Origin of the sequence: Flavobacterium sp. TR2 (genome assembly GCF_025252405.1) — a bacterium.
GTDB lineage: Bacteria > Bacteroidota > Bacteroidia > Flavobacteriales > Flavobacteriaceae > Flavobacterium.
Genome location: NZ_CP104307.1, coordinates 609,708 through 630,700, shown reverse-complemented (window position 1 = coordinate 630,700; position 20,993 = coordinate 609,708). Strand labels below are relative to the sequence as shown.

The following is a 20,993-nucleotide window of genomic DNA, read 5'->3' as shown; positions in this document are numbered from 1 at the left end:
TGAAACTTTTTAAACTAAATAGATTAAAACTCAGCACTACCCGGAGTTCTTGGGAAAGGAATTACGTCTCTAATGTTTGTCATTCCTGTTACAAACAATACCAAACGTTCAAATCCTAAACCAAAACCTGCGTGTGTTGCAGAACCAAATCTTCTGGTGTCTAAGTACCAGTATAATTCTTCTTTGTCAATTCCAAGTTTTTCCATTTTTTCAACCAAAACATCGTAACGCTCTTCTCTTTCAGAACCGCCAACGATTTCTCCGATTCCTGGGAAAAGAATGTCCATCGCACGAACTGTTTCTCTTCCTGGTTCTGTGTTGTCGTTCAAACGCATATAAAACGCTTTGATGTTTGCTGGGTAATCGTATAAAATTACCGGACATTTGAAATGTTTTTCTACTAAATAACGCTCGTGTTCTGACTGTAAATCAGCTCCCCACTCGTTGATTAAGTATTGGAATTTCTTCTTTTTATTTGGAGTTGAATCTCTTAAAATGTCAATGGCCTCAGTATACGAAACACGTTTGAAGTTGTTGTCTAAAACGAAGTTCAATTTTTCTAATAAAGCCATTTCGCTTCTTTCTGCCTGTGGTTTCGATTTCTCTTCTTCCAAAAGTCTTCCTTCTAAGAATTTCAAATCGTCTTTACAGTTGTCTAAAGCATATTTAATTACATACTGAATAAAATCTTCAGCCAAATCCATGTTGTCGTCCAAGTCGTTGAAAGCAACTTCTGGTTCGATCATCCAGAATTCTGCCAAGTGGCGAGAAGTGTTAGAATTTTCTGCTCTAAATGTTGGTCCAAAAGTATAAATCTGACCCAAAGCCATTGCAAAAGTTTCACCTTCTAACTGTCCAGAAACGGTTAAGTTGGTATGTTTTCCAAAGAAATCTTTTTTGAAATCGATGTTTCCTTCTTCATTTTTAGGAAGATTGTCTAATGGCAATGAAGTAACTTGAAACATTTCTCCCGCACCTTCAGCATCTGCTCCAGTAATAATTGGCGTGTTTACATAAACAAAACCTTTGTCCTGAAAATATTTGTGAACCGCATAAGACAATACCGAACGCACACGCATAATCGCACCAAAAGCATTTGTACGTACGCGCAAGTGAGCGTTTTCACGCAAAAACTCTAAAGAGTGTTTTTTAGGCTGCATTGGGAATTTCTCAGCATCAGAGTCTCCAAGAATTTCAAGTTTGTTTACCTGAATTTCATATTTCTGACCTGCACCTTTACTTTCAACCAAAGTTCCAATTACAGAAACCGCAGCTCCCGTCGTGATTCTTTTTAAAGTCTCTTCTGGTGTATTTTCAAAATCAACAACACATTGAATATTATTAATTGTAGAACCGTCATTTAAAGCGATGAACTGATTATTTCTAAAAGTTCTCACCCAACCTTTTGCATTCACTTCCTGTAACGTCGTCGTACTGTTTAATAAGTCTCTAACTTTTGTGTGTTTCATTTTTATATATAATTGATATTAAATAATATTCGTTTTGAACAACTGCAAATATAATCGATAATAATTAATTTTTGAAGCTGTTTCCTGCTCCTTTTGTTATTCTGGTAATTGTTCGTGTAAATTTATAAGCCACGAATTCACGAATTATTTGTTTTTTATTCGTGAATTCGTGGCGAATACATTTAAGGATATGAAAAAAATTACTTATCCAAATTCTCCAATTCCTCTTTCCTTGTTTTCTTTTTCTCGAAAGTTAAAACCAATGACGGTAAAACTACCAAGTTAGCAAACATTGCAAAAACCAAAGTACAAGAAATTAATCCTCCTAAAGCAATTGTACCGCTGAAGCTTGATAAAGTGAAAGTCGCAAAACCTAAAATCAAAACTACCGAAGTATAGAATGTGCTTACTCCAGTTTCTCTCAAGGCACTGAAAACAGATTTCTTCACTTTTCCTTTGTTTTGCATCAGATCGTGTTTGTATTTTGCCATAAACTGAATCGCATTATCAACCGAGATTCCGAAAGCGATACTAAATACTAGAATCGTTGATGGTTTTAACGGAATGCCGAAATAACCCATTAATCCCGAAGTGATGCAAAGCGGTAAAATATTCGTAATCAAAGAAGCCGCTACCATTTTGAACGAACGGAATAAATATAGCATCAAAATTGCAATAGTCAGAATCGCAAATAATAATGACTCGATTAAGTTGTGCGCCAAATACGTTGTTCCTTTTTGGAAAACCAATGCTTTTCCAGTAATCGTAACTTCGTAACGGTCTTTCGGGAAAATTTCATCAATTTTTTTGCGCAATTTTCCTTCTACTTTCGCCATTTCATCTGTCCCAATATCTTTCATGAAAGTCGTAATTCTGGCATATTGTCCAGTCGAATCAACGTAAGCTTTCATTAAATTTTCTTTGCTGTTTTTGGTTGCATTTTTAGCATAGCCCAAAATAAATGTCTGTTCCTGAGAAGTCGGCAATTGATAATATTCAGGGTTTCCGTTGTAGAAAGCCTGTTTGGCATATTTAACCAAATTTACAACCGAAACAGGTTTTGCCAATTCTGGAATTTCAGAAATGGTGTTCTGCAATTCGTCCATTTTACGGATTGTAGAAGGCTTCATAACACCTTTTTTCTTTTTGGTGTCAATCATGATTTCAAGAGGCATTACACCGTTGAATTCTTTTTCGTAAAATAAAATATCTTTAAAGAAAGAAGCGCTTTTCGGCATTTCGCCAATCAAACTTCCAGACACTTTCATCTGTCTTACTCCGTTTAAACTCACAAGAAATAGAACAGCATAAATGCAATAAACAATTGTCTTTTTGCCTTTAACGATAGTGGTAACTGTATTTAAAAGTGTCGAAATGTACGTTTTGTCTAAGTGGTATAAGTGTTTTGCTTTTGGCAACGGCATGAAACTGTAAATAATCGGCACGATAAAAAGTGTCAAAGTATAAACAGAAAGCACATTGATTGAAGTTACTAATCCGAACTCAAAAAGCAATTCGTTTCCTGTAATCATCAAAGTTGCAAAACCAATCGCAGCTGTTAAATTGGTCATCAAAGTCGAAGAACCGATTTTTGAAATCACACGCTGTAAAGCTTTTGCCTGATTGTTGTGCAGTTTAATTTCCTGCTGGTATTTATTAATCAGGAAAATACAGTTTGTAATTCCGATTACGATAATCAGCGGTGGAATAATTGCTGTTAAAATCGTGATTTTATAGCCAAATAATCCAAGCGTTCCAAATGACCAAGTTACGCCGACAATTAAGATGCAGATCGAAATAAAAGTGGCTCTGAATGAACGGAAGAAGAAAAAGAAAATCAAAGAAACGGTCAATAGAGACGCTCCAATGAAAAGTCCAATCTCACCTTTCATATTATCCGCATTAATCGTACGGATGTATGGCATTCCAGAAACTTTAAGATCGATTCCAGTTGTTTTTTCGAATTTATCGATTTTCGGAACTAAATCATTTAAGATAAAAGTCTTTCTTTCTGCCGTATTTACAAGTGCTTTGTTCATGTAGATGGCAGAACGAACGCTTCCACTTTCTTTGTTAAACAGCAGGCCTTCGTAAAAAGGAAGATTGTGAAATAAATCGTACTGAACGCTTTTTAAATAATTGGCATCGAGTGCTTTACTTTCTTCAATAAATGGCGCTAAAACAAATTTTTGATTTACGGTATCTTTTTCAAGCTTCTTTAAGTCATTCAAAGAAATCACCAAATCAACTTCTTTCGCTTTTTTCAGACCGTTCATTAATTCGGTCCAAGCTGCATAATTTTTTGGCGTAAAAAATTTAGGGTCTTTAAAACCAATGACAATAAGGTTTCCTTCCTCTCCAAATTTGTCTAAGAATTTTTGATAATCTTTATTTGCAATATGATCTTTCGGAAGCAAGTTGGCCTCGGTATAAGTCATAGAAAGATTCTTCCACTGATAACCAAAGAAAATAGTTAAAGCAGAAAGTATAACCAGAATCGTAATTCTGTTTTTAAGTATGATTCGGGCCAATTTTTCCCAAAATCCAACTTGGACAGTGTTTTTCATAAAATCTTTAAAAATGGATGCAAATGTAGTGAAAAGTGCTCGAAATCATAAATATTCCGTTCTATTTTACTTAACGTTAACACAAATTTGAAAGTGCCATTATGCCGATAATTTGCCTGTTTTTACATCTAAACCACAAGGTTTTCTCATATTTGCAAATAATTTTGATTTTAAGAAAATTAAAATGAGGCTGCTCTCTTTATAAAAAAGTCTCACCTCGATTCGATAGATTAGAGCAGATTCAGTAATTTTATTCAGGAGTTTGTCCATTAAATGTAAACAGCCAATGCAGGAAAACAATACAACAACTTTTATCTTTTTGGCAATTCTATTGCTCTTAATCGTGATCATTTGTTTTATGGTGTATCAATTAATGCAAACCAAAAAAGCAAAAGAAGATGCAGAGAAAAGTTTTTATGCCTTAGAATCAAAAGTCAATGATTTGCAATTGGAGAATTTGGAGTCAAAACTGAATCCGCATTTGTTTAAGAACATTCTCAACTCGATTCAGTCGCACGCGTATCAGACGTATTTTGCTCTGGATAAATTAGCAAATGTTTTGGATTACATTCTGTACGAAAGCAAAAAGAAGTTTGTAACGGCCAAAGAAGAAATTGATTTTGCGATGAATCTAATCGAAATCAATAAAATTAAAATCAGTCCGTTATTCGAACTCAAAGTCAAAACCAATATCAATCAGGAAGATAAATTGTATGATCAGCCTTTGCTGGCGCCTTTAATTTCGATTGATTTAATTGAAAATGCTTTTAAACATGCCGATCTGCAAAGTGCCGATGCTTTTATTTCGGTAGTTTTTGAGTTTAAAAACAATGCTTTTTTTATGACAGTTTCCAATAAAATCTCAGATAAAAAAGTATTGAAAAAAGAACGAAGCGGTTTTGGCCATGCTACGCTCGAACATCGTCTTCGCATTATTTATAAGAATAATTTTAAACTCGATAAGTTTATAGAAAATGATGTCTATATTGCGCATCTAAAAATTGATTTACTTGAATACAAAACTGAAATGCTTGCTTCTGGACGATGAAATTCCGGGATTAACCTACCTTAAAATGCTTTGCGAACAAATTCCAGAATTGGAAATCGTAAAAACATTTAATAATCCTGAAAAGCTGCTGTCTGATATTCCTGATTTGGATTTTGATCTACTGATTTCGGATATTGAAATGCCTGGAATTGATGGATTGCATCTGGCAGAAAAACTGCAGGACAAATTGGTTATTTTTTGTACGGCATACAAAGAATATGCTGCCGAAGCGTTTAATATTGATGCGGTAGATTACATTACGAAACCTGTAAAATTGGAACGTCTGCAAAAAGCGATCGCAAAAGCTTTTGAACGTTTTGAAAAATCGAATTCAGATAAAAAATTCATTCAGCTTAATACAGACAAAGGAAAAACGCTGCTGTATTTTAATAAAATCCAATATATAAAAACTGCAGCGAGCGATAGCCGCGACAAAACGGTTCTGCTTGCCGATGGAAGTTTTTTGAATTTGAAAAATGTAAAATTCGATACGCTTTTAAAAGAACTGCCCGATGCCGATTTCTGCCGAATAAACAAAAAAGAAATTGTAGCCGTAAAAGCAATAAAATTCTTTAATCATAATGAAATTGTGCTTCATCATTTGGAAGAAACTAATAAAAATACCGCTTTAATTTTAAGCGAAACCTATCGTTCCGATTTTTTGAAAAAAGTAAAATTATAGTCATTGATTTTCTGTGATCCTGAGCGAAATCGAAGCTCGATGAAGAATGTCTAGCCTTCGATTTCGCTCAGGATGACAATCATTTTTATAACTTATTACAAAGTTTTTCCGACTTGTTACATACATTGAAAATTAGCTGGAAATTTCCTTTTTCACTTAAAACTCAGTTCTGATATTTGCTGCAATAAATCAAAAGCACGAGTTATGAATAACATTAAGAACTCTATATTCTATGTGACAATTATTGGCGGTTTTACGGCGCTGATATATTGGGTAATCTCAAAAGGTGTTGCACTAGAAGCAGGACGAAATATTGTCAAGAAACAAATTGAAAGCAATCACTGGAAAGATTTTCTTCATTCTATGGTCGAAAATCTGCAGCATCCGTTAGCTATTTTATTGGCGCAGATCGTTACCATTATTTTAGTAGCCCGTTTGTTTGGATGGTTTTTTAGAAAAATAGGGCAGCCGTCTGTAATTGGTGAAATGATTGCCGGAATTGTATTGGGGCCTTCTTTGGTCGGAATGTATTTTCCAGAGTTTTCAGCAGCTTTGTTTCCAAAAGAATCTTTGGGCAATTTACAGTTCTTAAGCCAGATTGGTTTAATCCTTTTCATGTTTGTAATCGGGATGGAGCTGGATTTGAAAGTGCTGAAAAATAAAGCGCACGATGCCGTTGTAATTAGCCACGCGAGTATTGTGATTCCGTTTGCTTTAGGTTTGTCGCTAGCTTATTTTATTTACGAAACATACGCTCCAATGGGAGTGGAGTTTTCTTCTTTTGGCTTGTTTATGGGTATTGCCATGAGTATCACAGCTTTTCCTGTTTTGGCCAGAATTGTTCAAGAGCGCGGTATGCAGAAAACTAAGCTTGGAACTATTGCTATTACTTGTGCCGCTGCAGACGATATTACCGCTTGGTGTATTTTGGCAGTTGTTATCGCCATTGTAAAGGCGGGCTCGCTTTCGAGTTCATTGTATGTAATTGGAATGGCAATTTTGTATGTAATTATCATGCTGAAAATTGTTCGTCCGTTCTTAAAAAGAGTAGGAGACTTAAATGCCACACGCGAAAGTTTGAACAAGCCTGTTGTGGCCATTTTCTTCATTACGCTTTTAATATCTTCTTATGCATCAGAATTAATTGGAATTCATGCTTTGTTTGGAGCTTTCTTGGCTGGAGCAATTATGCCAGAAAACAACAAATTCAGAAACATATTTATTGAAAAGGTTGAAGACGTTTCGATTATTGTTTTATTGCCGCTGTTTTTCGTGTTTACAGGTTTGCGCACGCAGATCGGATTATTGAATGATCCAGAATTATGGAAAATTACCGGTTTGATTATTTTGGTTGCCGTAGTTGGTAAATTCTTCGGAAGCGCTTTGGCTGCAAAATTTATGGGCCAAAATTGGAAAGACAGTTTATCCATCGGTGCTTTAATGAACACAAGAGGTTTAATGGAATTGGTGGTTCTGAATATTGGTTACGATCTTGGAGTATTATCAGCAGAGATTTTTACCATGATGGTAATTATGGCTTTGATCACGACTTTTATGACTGGGCCTGCATTAGATTTTATTGGGTTTGTTTTTAAAGATAAAGCTACAGCTGTTCCAGAAGAAATTGGAACCAAAAGCAAGTATAAAATTCTGCTTTCGTTCTCTACTCCAGAAAAAGGTAAAAAGCTACTGCAAATGGCGAACAGTTTAGTTAAAAAACAAGGAGATAATTCTATTGTAACAGCAATGCATTTGTCTTTAAGCACAGAAGTGCATTCTTTTGACATTAAAGAACACGAACGCAAAATGCTAGTTCCTGTAATTGAGGAATCACAGCGTTTGAATCAGAATGTGGTGAGTTTGTTTAAAGTTTCGAATGATATTGATTCGGATATTATTGATACTGCCAACCAAGGAGAATATGATCTGCTGCTGATTGGTTTAGGGCAATCTATTTTTGACGGAACGCTGCTTGGAAAAATTCTTGGTTTTACGACCAGAATTGTAAATCCAGATCGTTTGATCGATAAGTTTACAGGAAAAGAAGGCCTATTTGAAAATTCTCCATTTGATGAAAGAACTCGACATATTATTGCTAAAGCAAAAATGCCAGTTGGAATTTTCATCGAAAAAAATCTAGAAGAAGTCAATCAAGTTTTTATACCTGTTTTTAGCAAAGAAGATGCTTTTTTAATTGATTATGCTAAAAAGCTAATTAATAACAACGGTTCTCAAATTACAGTTTTAGATGCTGGTGGAGAAGTGAAAAATACGAGAGAAATTCAAGAAACCATTCGTTCTATTGAGCAGATTGCCCCAAATCACATCATGATTATGAACGACAGAATATTGAAGAAAGAGTTTTTAGAAAGCCAAGATTTGATGATTATCAGTCTGGATAGCTGGAAAAAACTTATAGAATCTCAAAGTATTTGGTTAAATAATTCTCCATCAGTTTTGATTCTTAAACCATAAAAATTTGAAATTTTAAGATTTTAATCCCAAATTCCAATAATCAATTGGAGTTTGGGATTTTTTATTTCGTTCCAATATTCTGTAGAGACGCACCGCAGTGCGTCTAACCCATGATGATATTCGTTGCGTAGACGCACTGCGGTGCGTCTCTACAGATATACGTTGTGTTAATTTTGCGTTCAAATTGGAATTTGGTCCTGAAGCTTTGGGATTAAATTCCAATTTTACTTATTGGGGTTTGTTTTTTTTAGCCACGAATTCACGAATTTTAATGATTTTTTTACGCAGTACTTGTCCAACAAATTGCACAAATTTACCAAGATTAACCTAGCGACAATTCGTGAAATTCATCGATAAAGTTTTCGCAAGTGTAAGTAGATAAATTTGTGAATTCGTGGCGAAAAAATGAATTTTAAAGTTATAGCCCCAAATCAAGAACATAAGAAATCTTAACCGCGATATTGTCTTCAAATCTCAATAATTGGTTTGGACCATATCTATAAAATCCGCCTAAACCAAAACCTTTAAAGATTTTGTTCAATTCTATTCCCGATTCAAAATACCCTTTATCAAGCGTTTTGTATGCTGGGCCAACGTGCTGTTCGGGATTTTCCATGCTTCCCCATGCCATTCTGGTAACTAAAACCAATGATGGACGAACTTTTTTCATGATTGTAATTCGGTCAAAACCATGTTTAATTTGAAACATCAGATATTGGCTAGAGAAGAACTCGTTAAAATACATCGTTTCAAAAGCATTTCTTCCCGCAAAAGTGATACGCTGTACAACAGTTTCTTTAGTTAAGTTATTCGGAGCTGTATTGTACAAATGCGTAATAGGAACATCTCCCATTGCCAAGCCTCCCTGCAACAGTAAACTTGTTTTCTGGCGGTTTAGGTACTGTTTTTCGTATTCGGCTTTAAAATCTATTTTGCTAAAGGTAAAATCATTTTCAAGAACACTTGGCAGAGATTGTGTGTACTGGAAAGTAAATCTCGGAAATTTTTTATCGCTTTCGGTTCTTCCCGTCGGAGTCTGCATATAATTGCTGAAAGGCGCCCAAACAATAGAAAGCATTGCTGTTGTCATGATATAATTGGAGTACAATTTTCCGTTGAGATTAAAAAGATAATCAAATTTTGGCTCGATGTAATTTCTCGAAAATTCTAAAACAGCTTCGGTTTTCGGAATAAATTTGGTTTGGACATTGGCGCGCCATCCAATATATTCATAAAAAGTGCTGATGTTTATCGGGCGCGGATCGTAAATTTTAAAAACGCGTTTGTCAACAGAAAAAACAGTACTCGCAATTTCTCGCACATCGTCGGTGTAATAGCCATTAAACCAAGTGTTGGTGTGTTTGTCTAATAAAACGCCGCCACCGATGCTGTATTTAAAAACACCGTCTTTTGTTCCATAAGCGCCATAGCCTTCCACACGGAAAAATTTGGACAAACGGTCATTTGTAATGCCGCCTATGCCAAGACGAAAACCTTCATAGTTGTTGTAGCTTATAATCTTTTTTAAATCCAAATCGACTGGGCCAATAGGATAAAAGCCATTAATGATCTTTCGGCCAATTCCTAAGCGTTTTTCAATCCTGTTTCGAACAGATAGGCTGTCGAGCAGCAAATATGTTTTTTGGCTTTTTAGATCAAGATTTTCTTTTCGGTAAGCTTCCCAGAAACTTTCTGGTTTTTTGGCCGCATCGTCTTTAATTTCGATATAAAGCGAAGGGTTTTTTATTGGCGCGTCGGTGTTCACGCGAACATCAAAACTATTGCTTTCTGAAAGCAGATATGTAAAATCTGAAGCCGCTTTTTTTCTGCGTTCTGAATTCTCTTCAACATCTCCGTCAAATTGAATTGTACCGCCTAAAATGCGAATATCGTCGTCATTTTTTCCTTTTACGATTTTAAAAGTGGTATTGCTCTGAAACCAGATTTTCTCTTTCGGAATATATTCAAACTCATGAATGCCGCTGATGTCCAGTACGCCTTTAATTCGCATTACCGCTTTCGCGACAGCATAATTTTCTTTATCGATGTATAAAACCCCTTCGAGTCCAGAAGCTCTGTGTTTTGATTTGTTTTTAAAATAAATCATATACGTATCGCGGCCTCTTATGCTGACTGTGTCTAACAGTTTATAGTTATAGCTTGAAGGAGCGTTTTTAGAAATCGGATTTTCGTACTTGGTTTCGAATAATTCGTAATTAGAATCGTAAATAGAAATAGATTGAAGATTAAAAGCCAGAACTTCATAAATAGGCTGTTTAAAACCAGCGATTTTGGTGCCCAGAACAGTTTCTTTTAATTTATTATTCCCAAACTGATATTGAGAAACTTTTTCAGTCTGAAATAAGTGCTGTTTGCTTACAATTTCTTTAAACTTATAATCGGAAGAATCGATGTTAATGGTCTTTTTGTTTAAATCTTTGTATGCAGCAGAAGTGTCAATGCGGCCGTCGATCGAATCTGGATTGGCGGTTACGATAAGCTTGTTGTAGGTTTTGTATTCAAAATTATTGAGTTTCTTTTGAGGATCGTTTATCGATTTATTGGCAATAACCTTTTTTATTATAGTTAAGGCAGGGTTTTCATTAGAAACAACAACTTCTTTTAAGTCATCGGCTTGTTGTTGCAGTGCTACCGAATAAAACGTTTTGTTATTAATTAAAGCAATCGTTTTGGTTTGAAAACCAATATAAGAAACTTTAAGCGATGCGGCGGTGGCGCTAATTTTAAAAATAAATTTACCGTCAACATCTGTAATAGTGTTATTGTTTTCTGAGGTCGTGATGGTGGCAAACGGAAGAGGTTTGTTGTTTGAATCGGTCACGATTCCGTTTATTTGAATTTGCGCCTGAAGAGTAAGCGTAAAAAACAAAGTCAAAAAACAAAATAGCTTCATACAGAATGATATAGTTTCAAAAACGAAAGGAAATTAATTTTCGTATGCAAAAATAGCAATAAAAAAATCCGTCTGATGCAATAAACCAGACGGATTTTTATTTTTATAATCAAATCTTACTTATACTTTCATGATTTCAGCTTCTTTCGCAGCCAATAATTCATCGATTTTTTTGATGTAAGCGTTTGTTAAGTTCTGAACTTCTTCTTCTGCAGATTTACAGATGTCTTCTGAAGTTCCCTCTTTTTCTAATTTTTTAATGTCAGTATTCGCATCTTTACGAGAATTACGAATACCAATTTTAGCATCTTCAGCTTCAGATTTTGCTTGTTTTGCCAAATCGCGACGGCGCTCTTCTGTCAACGGTGGTACGCTGATGATCACCATATCACCATTATTCATCGGGTTAAAGCCAATGTTGGCAATTAAGATTGCTTTTTCAATTGCTTGCAGCATATTTTTTTCAAATGGCTGTAATGTAATTGTTCTAGCATCTGGAACGCTGATTTTAGATACTTGAGAAAGCGGTGTAGCAGAACCGTAATAATCTACAAAAACACCTCCAAGCATTGCTGGAGAAGCTTTTCCTGCACGAATATTAAGAAATTCTTTTTCTAAGTGCGCAATAGTACCATTCATTGATTCCTCAGTACTTTCTAAAATAAAGTCTATTTCTTCAGTCATTTTGTTTAGATTTTTTGTCCCGAAATTTCAGGATAGAAGATTACATTTTTAAATGCTAAAAATAATTTCTTCTAATTTACTAACTAATATTATTTTGTTTTTTGATTGCCTTAATGATTGCCAAGAATTTAGAAAATCTATTTAATCCATCCCCAAAATTTGGGATTAACAATCTAAGCACTCTATATATTTACAACAGTTCCGATGTTTTCGCCTTCGCAGATTTTCAAAAGGTTTCCGATTTTATTCATATCAAAAACAACGATTGGCAATTTGTTTTCTTGGCTTAATGTAAATGCAGTAGTATCCATTACATTTAATCCTTTCTTGATTACATCGTCAAACGAAATAAAATCAAATTTTACCGCAGAAGCATTTTTTTCTGGATCAGAATCATAAACGCCATCAACACGAGTTCCTTTTAGGATAACATCAGCATTGATTTCGATACCTCTTAAAACTGCAGCGGTATCAGTTGTAAAATATGGATTTCCAGTTCCAGCACCAAAGATTACGATTCGTCCTTTTTCAAGGTGACGGTCAGCTCTTCTTTTAATGTATGGTTCTGCAATAGATTCCATTTTTAAAGCCGTTTGCAGACGTGTTTTCATTCCTTTATCTTCAAGAGCGCCTTGCAAAGCCATTCCGTTAATAACAGTTGCAAGCATTCCCATATAATCTCCTTGCACTCTGTCCATTCCTGAGCTTGCCCCGGCAACGCCTCTAAAAATATTTCCTCCTCCAATAACAATAGCAATTTCTACTCCTTTGTCGTGAATCTGCTTGATTTCATCTGCATATTCGCCTAATCTTTTCGGGTCAATACCGTATTGTAAATCACCCATTAGGGCTTCGCCGCTAAGTTTAAGAAGAATTCTTTTATATTTCATGTGTGTGTTGCGTTAATTTGTGCAAATATAGACATATTCTGATTTTTAAAAATAATGTTTGCAAAAAATTAATTCTTGCTGCAATTTTAGATTTAAAATCTACTTAGGTATCAATTAATTTGAAATGTGACAAATGTCATTTTCTCAGTGTTTCGAAAATTTGTATTTTTATTGTAACCTAAAAACTAGACAAATATGAAAAGCATTGTAGCCAAAGCATTGTTCAATAGCCATTCTTATGCTGAATACAGAAAAATAGTAACCGATTTATTGACTGAAGGAAAATCAACAGGGAATGAACAGTCTGAAAGTCTTACCAATTATTCTAAATTGAATGAGGCTAGAATGAATAGACTGGAAAAAACGATCACCATTTCAGAATCGATTTCAGAAAAACTTCAAAACTTAGATAATCATTATATCTGGCTGGTGCTTTCAGAGGGCTGGTGCGGAGATGCGGCGCAGATATTGCCAATTTTAAACAAAATGGCTTTGGCTTCTCATAAAAAGATCGATTTAAGAATTGCATTTCGCGATGAAAATGACGATTTGATGAGCCACTATTTGACCAACGGCGGAAGAGCAATTCCAAAAGTAATCGTGATTTGTAAAGAAGCTGGAATTGTACGAGCCGATTGGGGACCAAGACCAAAAGGAGCAACCGAATTAATGGAAAAACATAAAAGGGAAGTTGGCGCTATCGATGAAAAAATAAAAACAGATCTCCAGTTATGGTATTTGGCAGATAAAGGAATTTCTGTTCAGGAAGAATTAGTCGAAATTATGGAAAATATCAAGTATAATCGCCTTTAATCGGATTAATGTGTTGATAAACAGGTGATTTGTTAATAAAATTATCTTAAAGTCTTTTTGACTTCAATAGTATTTTGTAACTTAGTAAAACTAATCCCACTTCTATTATAGCTTTCAGATTTACTCTTTTTATTGGTGTTTATTTAATATTTAACAATTAAAAAGTACACTATTATGAAAAAGTTATTCGAAAGATTTTATGATTTCTTTTCTACATTTTTATTTGGAGGGAAGAATGTGCCTCACTATTAATTTGAGATGAGTATGAAACAGCATTACTTGTTTTAGGAGCTTGGCACATTACTTTCAAATTTTGTAATGTGCTTTTTTTGTGCTAAATACTCAGTTTGTTTCTGATGATGAATAATAAAAGAAATCCTGAAGAGTTATTCCAAAAGAAATCATGCCAATGCTTTTTTGATTGTGAAGCGGAAAATCATAATCACAGACTTCTGCAAAAATTATAAAATCATCTGAGCCAATTCCGAGCTTTATTTTTTTGTATTCTCCATTCAAATTGCCGCGTCCTATGGCAAAACCTTTTCCATAACCAGCCTGTAGCATAACTCGGGTTTCTGGGCCTACTTTTGGACTGAAACCAAGATTTAAAAATACTGGAACAGCAACAAGTTTGTCATCCCATTTATAGTCAATACCACTGTGAATGCCTAATGTCAGCCATTTTTTATAATGAACTCCGTAGCCAATTTTTGAACCCAAACCATTTGGGACAAGAAAAGCATTTGAGGATGTTGAGTCTGGGCCAGAATAGGAATCGTCTGTGTTTTGGTTTCCGGTTATAGAAACAGCAAAGTCAAATTGTGCGTATGTGAATTTAGTTGCCTGACTATGTATAAATGAATTAAAAAAGGTAATAAATGCAATAGTCAGTAAAATTCTCTTCATACAAGGTTTTATTTTTTCAGGAGTTCTTCTTCAAATAAAGTAATATCAATTGCATTTTTTACATCGTAATCGCCAATTTTTGTTCGGCGTAAAACGGTTAGATGCGAACCAGAATTCATAGCTTTTCCATAATCGTAAGCAAGAGAACGAATGTAAGTTCCTTTGGAACAAACTACTCTAAAATCTACTTCTGGAAGAGCAATTCTAGTAATTTCAAATTCGTGTATAGTAGTTTTTCTGCTCTCAATTTCTATAGATTCTCCTGCGCGCGCGTGTTCGTACAAACGAACGCCATCTTTTTTTATGGCAGAGAAAATTGGCGGTTTTTGGTCGATTTCTCCTAAGAACTGTTTTACCGTTTCGTAAATCAGAGCTTCATCAATATGTTCTGTTGGAAAAGTCTGGTCGATTTCGGTTTCCAGATCGTACGATGGAGTAGTGGCTCCGATATAAAATGTTCCCGTATATTCTTTTGCCTGACCTTGAAGTTCAGAAATTTTTTTGGTGAACTTTCCTGTGCAGATTAATAAAAGGCCTGTTGCCAGAGGATCTAAAGTTCCTGCATGGCCAATTTTGAACTTTTTAGGAAGTCCGACTTTATTAATTAAAAGGTATTTTAGTTTGTTGACAGCTTGAAATGAGCTCCATTTTAAAGGTTTGTCAATCAATAAAACCTGCCCTTCTAAATATTCTTCGGGTGTCATTATATTATAGTAAGCGGATGAATGAAAAAGTGAATCAATAATAAAATGATTCCAGCGATGATTCGGTAATAACCAAAAACCTTAAATCCGTTTTTAGTCAAAAATCCGATGAAAGTTTTTATAGCTAATAATGCTACAATAAAAGCAACAATATTACCGATAACAAGCATATTGATTTGATCATGAGACAACTCAAAACCTGCTTTGTAGTAGTCATAACATTTTTTTGCAGTTGCGCCCAACATTGTAGGAACCGCTAAGAAAAATGAAAATTCTGCAGCAGAAGTTCTAGTCAGTTTTTGAGCCATACCCCCAACAATACTTGCGCCGCTTCGAGAGACTCCAGGAATCATGGCAAGACATTGAAACAAACCAATTTTGAAAGCTTTGGCATATGTAATTTCAGTCGAAACTTCCGGATCATTTGGTTTGTTAAACCATTCATCTACTTTTAATAAAATTAGACCTCCAATTAAAAGCGAAATTGCAACTGTAACCGGGTTTTCTAATAAACTGTCAATAAAATCACTTAAAAGCAAGCCTAAAATAGCGGCAGGAATAAAAGCAACTAAAAGTTTAAAATAGAAATCTAAAGTTTGGAAGAAACGTTTGAAGTACAATATTACAACTGAAAGGATCGCGCCAAGCTGAATTACAATGGTAAAAAGTTTAGTGAAATCGTCGTGAGCGATTCCGAAAAAAGAAGAAGCAATAATCATATGTCCTGTTGAAGAAACAGGTAAAAATTCTGTTATTCCTTCAATAATGGCAAGAACGATAGCTTGTAATGTATTCATTTAGTATTTTAGATTTCAGATTTTAGACTTCAGATTGTCACCCTGAGCGAAGTCGAAGGGCATTCCAATTGGAAATCTATAAATCTAATTATTTAGATTTTTTGAAGATAGAATAAATCGTGATTCCAAAACCGATTAAAACAGTTGTTGGCGCTAAACGAATACGTCTAAAGTTAAAAATGTCTTCATTAAAAACATTTGGGTCTTTACTTCCTCCGCCCGACATTAATATAAATCCAAGTGCTATAACCGCAATTCCGATTAATAAGATTTTGTAATTAATGGCGTCAAAAAGGAATTCCTGTTTTTGAACTTGCTGTTCTTCTTTATTGTTGTTGTTTTTCATTTTTATGTGTTTGTCAGCCTGAGCGAAGTCGAAGGCTTTTTTTTAAAATCTAAAATCTGCAATCTAAAATCTGCAATCTAAAATTAATAAAGATCGTCAGTTCTTAAATTCAAGAAACGCTGTGTTGCAAAATGCGTGCTTACCCAAGTAATTAAAACTCCTAATCCGAAAACGGCAACTAAAACCAAACCAGTTAAAAGTTTGTCTTCTAGAATTCCTAAACCAGGGAAATTAGTGTCTACATATAATAAAAGTGCAATCAAAGCAATAATGGCAAGACCCGCACCCAGCATTCCAAGTTTTACGCTTCTCATTACAAAAGGTTTACGGATAAAGGCTTTTGTAGCTCCAACCATCTGCATGGTTTTAATAATAAAACGATTGGAATGTATAGACAAACGAAGCGAACTATTGATTAATAAAACTGCAATTACGGTCAAGAAACCGCTGATGATCAAAATCCACATACTAACTTTTCTGATGTTGTCATTTACAAGATTTACCAATTGTTTGTCGTAAACAATATCTGAAATCATAGCATTTTTACGAAGGTTGCTTTCGATCTTAACGATGCTGTCCCTTTCTACATAGTCAGCTTTTAAGTGAATGTCGTATGAATTCAATAACGGATTTTCTCCCAAAAAGGTTAAGAAATCTTCTCCGATAATATCAGTGTGTTCCTTTGCTGCTCTTTCTTTGGTTACATAAACAAAAGATTTAGCAAAAGGAGCTCTTTTAAGTTCTGTGTTAAATGCTTTGATAATACTATCGTTAGCTTCATTTTTGAAGAAAACTGTCATGGCGATTTTTTCTTTAAAATCGTCTGCCAATTGTTTAGAATTTATAATGAATAATCCCAGTACTCCCAAAAGGAATAAAACCAAGAATACACTTAATACTACCGAAAAATAAGAGGAAATTAACCTGCGTTTTTGAAATTTATCAAAGTTAGAACTCATAGTTTGCTTAAATTATGTGGTAAAAATAATAAACAATTTCTTTATTTAAAGTTAATAACAAACTTTTATACTTAAAAGTACGATTTAAATCTTGAATAAAAGTTTTTATTTTACCGCAAAGCTCTAAATGAAAAATTAACGGCAAAGAACGCAAAGTAAAAATATAGCCACAGATTAAAAGATTAAAAATGATTTTTAAATCTGTAGCAAGAAAAAGCAAAGCTTTGTATTTTAAACATATTGTATTTTAAATATAGCCCGTGGTTTCAACCACGGGTACACAATCAGGATCGCAATGATTATTTTGTGATTTTCAATTGCAACGTAAAAAATAAATAAGTCTCCCGTGGTTGAAACCACGGGCTATGTTTGACAAAAAGATGAAAAAACTATATTGAAAGTTTACTAAATGCAAAGTTTGCAAAGCTTTGCAAAAAAAAACTTAGAATCTTAGCATCTCAATAACTCAGAACCTTAATCAACTTTATAAACTTCGATGCTTTTCAGCCAATATATGTGACGCGGACCAGTTCTAATATCATTTTTGCAAATGGCAATCATTTCTCCATTTTTGATTGGTTTTCCGTTTTCTTCAAAAAGAATAAATGCATTATTACCCGTTGGATTATTGAAAACTTCTGCCCACGAGAAAGTTGCTCTGTAATCATCTGAAGCTCTTTCGACAATATAAAAATTTCGGTCTTTATGATCAGCTTGCTTGATTTTGGCTTTTTCTAAAATATCTTTCAGAAGGACTCCTTTACAGGCTTTAACTTCTCGTTTGACTTCTCCATTTTTTCCAGTTATTTTAAGATTATCAATTGCAATAACTTTCATTTTTTTAAGAGAATCTACAGTTAGTCTTAACGGAAATTCAACATCGCCTTTTACTTCAATGTAATGGTTGACTAATTTTAAACTGTCTTCAGCAGTTAATGTTGCGTGTTCATGCTTTTTAGTTTCCGAAGTTTTTTCAATTGAAACTGTTTCCTCTTTGTCTTTTTTAGAAGAATTGCACATTGAACAAGAAAATGCGATGAAGAAAATAAGAAGGTAATTTTTTGTTTTCATAGGATTTAGAATTTGTTAGTTTCCCAAACCAAAGACAGATAATACAATCCGCCAATTGATGGTCCGCCAAGAATAGAAGTGTAGGGTTTATTCAATATATTGGTTCCGCCCAATTTTGCCGAAATGCCTTTTTTGAAAGCATAATTTACTTGAGCGTCCATTGACCAATATGCGGGAACAGTCCCGCTCACGAGGAAAGAAACATAATCAAAATTGTTTTGGTAGCGTGCTGTTACGCTTGCGCCAAGATTTTTCCAAATGTTTTGAGCAATCAGCGTTCCGTTTACATTGAATTCTGGGGTGTTGAAACCGTCTTCCAAGCCGTCTTTATCGTCTGTTCGGTCTAGTTTGGTATAAGTAAGATTGGTTAAAGCGCTGAAAGTATTGTCAAAACGATATTTTAAGCCTAAACTCCCTCCGTAATTGTAAATTTTACTTTTTGAATTGGTCCAAAGTCTATAGCGGTTTTGAGTGTTTTTTGAATATAAAGCAGTCGGAATCAAGTTTGGATCTGAAGTATTTGGAATGCTCGCTTCAACTTGGGCAATGAAATTTTTATAAGAGTTGTAATAGAAATCGGCATCTATAAAAAGGTTTCTATTTAACGCCATTCCTCTAAAACCAACTTCAAACGATTTTACAAATTCAGGTTCCAGATACGTGTACGGGTTTTTCTGAATCGTATTTTTATTTTTTTCGATGGCTTGCGCCTGGGTCAAACCATTTGTATTGACGTCTGTGTTTACCTGCGATTGAAATCTATCAATAGAAGCTTTTGTGTAAGAGTTCTCAAAAATGCCGTCTGACATGATTCTCAAACCGCCAACACGTTTTACCCCGCCAGAATTTACATTAGAAAATCCTTCGAAAATGCTCGGAAAGCGATAGCCGTTTTGGTAAGACGCCCTAAAATTCAGACTTTCTTTTGGCGAATAAACTGCTGTAAACTGAGGGGTGAACTTGGCATCAAAATAATCGGCTTTGTCCGTTCTGATGGTGGCGCCTAACCTTAATTTGTCTGCGAAAAAATCTTTTGCCAATTGCGTAAAAGCACCCGTTTTTTGGTACGTCAGATTTTCATCGGCATGAACCGGATTGATAAAATAGTTTCCGTCTGGAACAATAATGTAATTTCTGTAATCGACACCGCTTAACAGTTTAGCATCAATTTTTTCGAAGAAAGAAACAAAAGCTTTGTCCCAATTGATTAACCCTTCGCCATGAACTAAAGTCGATTTTACGCGCAAAGCCGCCCCGATATCCCAATTATTAATGTCGATTAGCTCTTTTTTCTTTTCTTCGTAAGCGTCTGTTCCGGGTAAAAATCTTCCTTGATCGGTTTTGGTTCGAGCCATTCTGTGCGCATCGGCAACGCTTGCTCCGCCTGCCACGGCATTTTTATAGGCTGCACTGTAATCTGCAAACCATTTGTCATCAGATTTATAAGCGCGATCCATGTTTTCTGCCAAAGAACGCATATTGTACGAGTCGCCAGTATTTTCAGTTGTAGCATAAGCTTTCACCTGAAAAATAGGCGTATGATAATCGGCAGAAAATTGATTTAAAGTATAATTGTCTAATCTAAATCTATTCGAACGCTGGTAAATAGTATTGATCAGAGCAGTTTTGTAAGTCAAAGCCAGTTCATGATCTTTTTTCGGGCGAAAATACAGACCGAAATCTGCTTTGTAATTTTTGATTTCATAATCTGAAATATCAGTTTCTCGATAACCCGTTCTGGCTACAACATAATTTTTACCATTTAAGTTTAAGGTTTTTCGGTTTGCCGATTCATTTCCGTAACCGTTTACTTCGTCGTAGGCCGGATTATCAGCTCCAAATAAATTGGTCGAAGCGTTGGCGTTTGGGGCAAGATCTGTTCGGTCATCGGCAACCCAATCTGTTCCTCCAGTTGCAGACGCATTTATTTTAAAAGCCAATTTGTCATTGAAAGCTTTGGCAAGCCTTAAATTAAACTGCGAATATACTTTCGGTGAAAACCGATCAATATTTCCAACATGATTTACGCCTGTAAGCTGCTGTACAGCGATTCCTTGATACTCGAACGGATTTTTGGTCTGAATATTGGCTAACCCATTAATGGCGTTCATTCCGTAAAGAGCGGCAGCAGTTCCAGGAATAATTTCGATTTTATCAATATCAAGATCATTTGCGCCCAAAGCATTTGCAATTGGAGCGCCCAAATGCGGTGCCTGATTATCGATTCCGTCCACCAATTGTGCAAATCTAACGTTGGTCGAGTTGGCAAAACCTCTCGTATTTATGACTTTAAACCCCAAACTTGGCGTAATAATCTGAACGCCTTTTACATTTTCTAGCGCCTCATAAATGCTTGGCGACCCCATTATTTTGGCTTCCGCCGATTTTAACTGCTCAATGCTTATTGGCGAATGCATTAATTTTTCAGAACGTCTTGAGGCAGTAATGACAATTTCATTTAGTTCTTCTTTTTTTATGCTGTCCTGTGTTTTTGAATTTTGAACTTGAGAAAAACTTTTTAGGCTTATAAAAACATAAAGTAAATACAGTTTTTGGTTCATGGTTTTTAGTTCTTGTTTTCAGTATGTTTTAAAATGAATACTGAATATTAAAAAAATAGTTTTTGGGTTAAACGTTTTTTTAAACGCATAGAAACATAGATTTTTTC

The 20,993-nt window shown here is 34.8% G+C and carries 16 protein-coding genes; 4 read left to right on the top strand and 12 right to left on the bottom strand.

All coding sequences use genetic code 11. The annotated features are described in order from the left end of the window. Positions 1 to 23: 23 nt before the first annotated feature. Both asnS and N4T20_RS03145 read right to left on the bottom strand, forming a co-directional pair. The gene (gene asnS / locus N4T20_RS03150; protein ID WP_260671667.1) at positions 24 to 1,469 is read right to left on the bottom strand and encodes an asparagine--tRNA ligase; all 1,446 of its coding nucleotides are present in this window, start codon (positions 1,467 to 1,469) and stop codon (positions 24 to 26) included. 200 nt (positions 1,470 to 1,669) lie between these two features. Further along, the gene (locus tag N4T20_RS03145; RefSeq protein ID WP_260671666.1) at positions 1,670 to 4,036 is read right to left on the bottom strand and encodes an efflux RND transporter permease subunit; all 2,367 of its coding nucleotides are present in this window, start codon (positions 4,034 to 4,036) and stop codon (positions 1,670 to 1,672) included. A gap of 286 nt (positions 4,037 to 4,322) precedes the next feature. Between N4T20_RS03145 and N4T20_RS03140 the strand changes: the two genes are divergently transcribed. From N4T20_RS03140 to N4T20_RS03130, 3 genes are all read left to right on the top strand, one after another. After that, the gene (locus N4T20_RS03140; protein WP_129746558.1) at positions 4,323 to 5,084 is read left to right on the top strand and encodes a sensor histidine kinase; all 762 of its coding nucleotides are present in this window, start codon (positions 4,323 to 4,325) and stop codon (positions 5,082 to 5,084) included. Next, positions 5,047 to 5,766 carry a LytTR family DNA-binding domain-containing protein gene (locus tag N4T20_RS03135; RefSeq protein WP_260671665.1) on the top strand — a complete coding sequence of 240 codons (720 nt, stop codon included), beginning with the start codon at positions 5,047 to 5,049 and terminating at the stop codon, positions 5,764 to 5,766. The genes N4T20_RS03140 and N4T20_RS03135 overlap by 38 nt, the downstream gene beginning before the upstream one ends. Positions 5,767 to 5,970: 204 nt before the next feature. Beyond that, positions 5,971 to 8,241 (top strand): cation:proton antiporter, encoded by a 2,271-nt coding sequence (locus N4T20_RS03130; protein ID WP_260671664.1) that lies wholly within the window; start codon positions 5,971 to 5,973, stop codon positions 8,239 to 8,241. A gap of 418 nt (positions 8,242 to 8,659) precedes the next feature. Here N4T20_RS03130 and N4T20_RS03125 read toward each other — a convergent pair whose 3' ends face one another. The 3 genes from N4T20_RS03125 to pyrH all read right to left on the bottom strand — a co-directional run bounded on the left by N4T20_RS03125 (position 8,660) and on the right by pyrH (position 12,729). Then, positions 8,660 to 11,155: a DUF5686 and carboxypeptidase regulatory-like domain-containing protein gene (locus N4T20_RS03125; RefSeq protein ID WP_260671663.1), complete on the bottom strand. Its 2,496-nt coding sequence runs from the start codon at positions 11,153 to 11,155 to the stop codon at positions 8,660 to 8,662. A gap of 120 nt (positions 11,156 to 11,275) precedes the next feature. Further along, complete coding sequence (gene frr, locus N4T20_RS03120; protein ID WP_111425131.1) at positions 11,276 to 11,839, bottom strand: ribosome recycling factor; 564 nt, start codon at positions 11,837 to 11,839, stop codon at positions 11,276 to 11,278. 182 nt (positions 11,840 to 12,021) lie between these two features. After that, positions 12,022 to 12,729 (bottom strand): UMP kinase, encoded by a 708-nt coding sequence (pyrH, locus tag N4T20_RS03115; protein ID WP_008465141.1) that lies wholly within the window; start codon positions 12,727 to 12,729, stop codon positions 12,022 to 12,024. 195 nt (positions 12,730 to 12,924) lie between these two features. On the opposite strand from pyrH, the gene N4T20_RS03110 reads away from it, so the two are divergent. Then, complete coding sequence (locus N4T20_RS03110; RefSeq protein ID WP_260671662.1) at positions 12,925 to 13,542, top strand: thioredoxin family protein; 618 nt, start codon at positions 12,925 to 12,927, stop codon at positions 13,540 to 13,542. A gap of 342 nt (positions 13,543 to 13,884) precedes the next feature. On the opposite strand, the gene N4T20_RS03105 is transcribed toward N4T20_RS03110, so the two are convergent. From N4T20_RS03105 to N4T20_RS03075, 7 genes are all read right to left on the bottom strand, one after another. Further along, positions 13,885 to 14,448 carry a hypothetical protein gene (locus tag N4T20_RS03105; protein WP_260671661.1) on the bottom strand — a complete coding sequence of 188 codons (564 nt, stop codon included), beginning with the start codon at positions 14,446 to 14,448 and terminating at the stop codon, positions 13,885 to 13,887. Between the two features lie 8 nt (positions 14,449 to 14,456). Continuing rightward, positions 14,457 to 15,152, bottom strand: a complete 696-nt coding sequence (gene truB, locus N4T20_RS03100; RefSeq protein ID WP_260671660.1) for a tRNA pseudouridine(55) synthase TruB — start codon at positions 15,150 to 15,152, stop codon at positions 14,457 to 14,459. After that, positions 15,152 to 15,949 (bottom strand): undecaprenyl-diphosphate phosphatase, encoded by a 798-nt coding sequence (locus N4T20_RS03095; RefSeq protein ID WP_260671659.1) that lies wholly within the window; start codon positions 15,947 to 15,949, stop codon positions 15,152 to 15,154. The genes truB and N4T20_RS03095 overlap by 1 nt, the downstream gene beginning before the upstream one ends. Before the next feature lie 88 nt (positions 15,950 to 16,037). Continuing rightward, positions 16,038 to 16,295 (bottom strand): DUF3098 domain-containing protein, encoded by a 258-nt coding sequence (locus N4T20_RS03090; protein ID WP_260671658.1) that lies wholly within the window; start codon positions 16,293 to 16,295, stop codon positions 16,038 to 16,040. A gap of 83 nt (positions 16,296 to 16,378) precedes the next feature. Continuing rightward, positions 16,379 to 17,254: an ABC transporter permease gene (locus N4T20_RS03085; RefSeq protein WP_260671657.1), complete on the bottom strand. Its 876-nt coding sequence runs from the start codon at positions 17,252 to 17,254 to the stop codon at positions 16,379 to 16,381. A gap of 474 nt (positions 17,255 to 17,728) precedes the next feature. Next, a complete protein-coding gene (locus tag N4T20_RS03080) occupies positions 17,729 to 18,325 on the bottom strand; it encodes a molybdopterin-dependent oxidoreductase (RefSeq protein WP_260671656.1) in 597 nt (198 codons plus the stop codon). Between the two features lie 5 nt (positions 18,326 to 18,330). Beyond that, entirely contained in the window at positions 18,331 to 20,886 is a 2,556-nt protein-coding gene (locus N4T20_RS03075) for a TonB-dependent receptor (protein WP_260671655.1), read from the bottom strand. Positions 20,887 to 20,993: the final 107 nt, after the last annotated feature.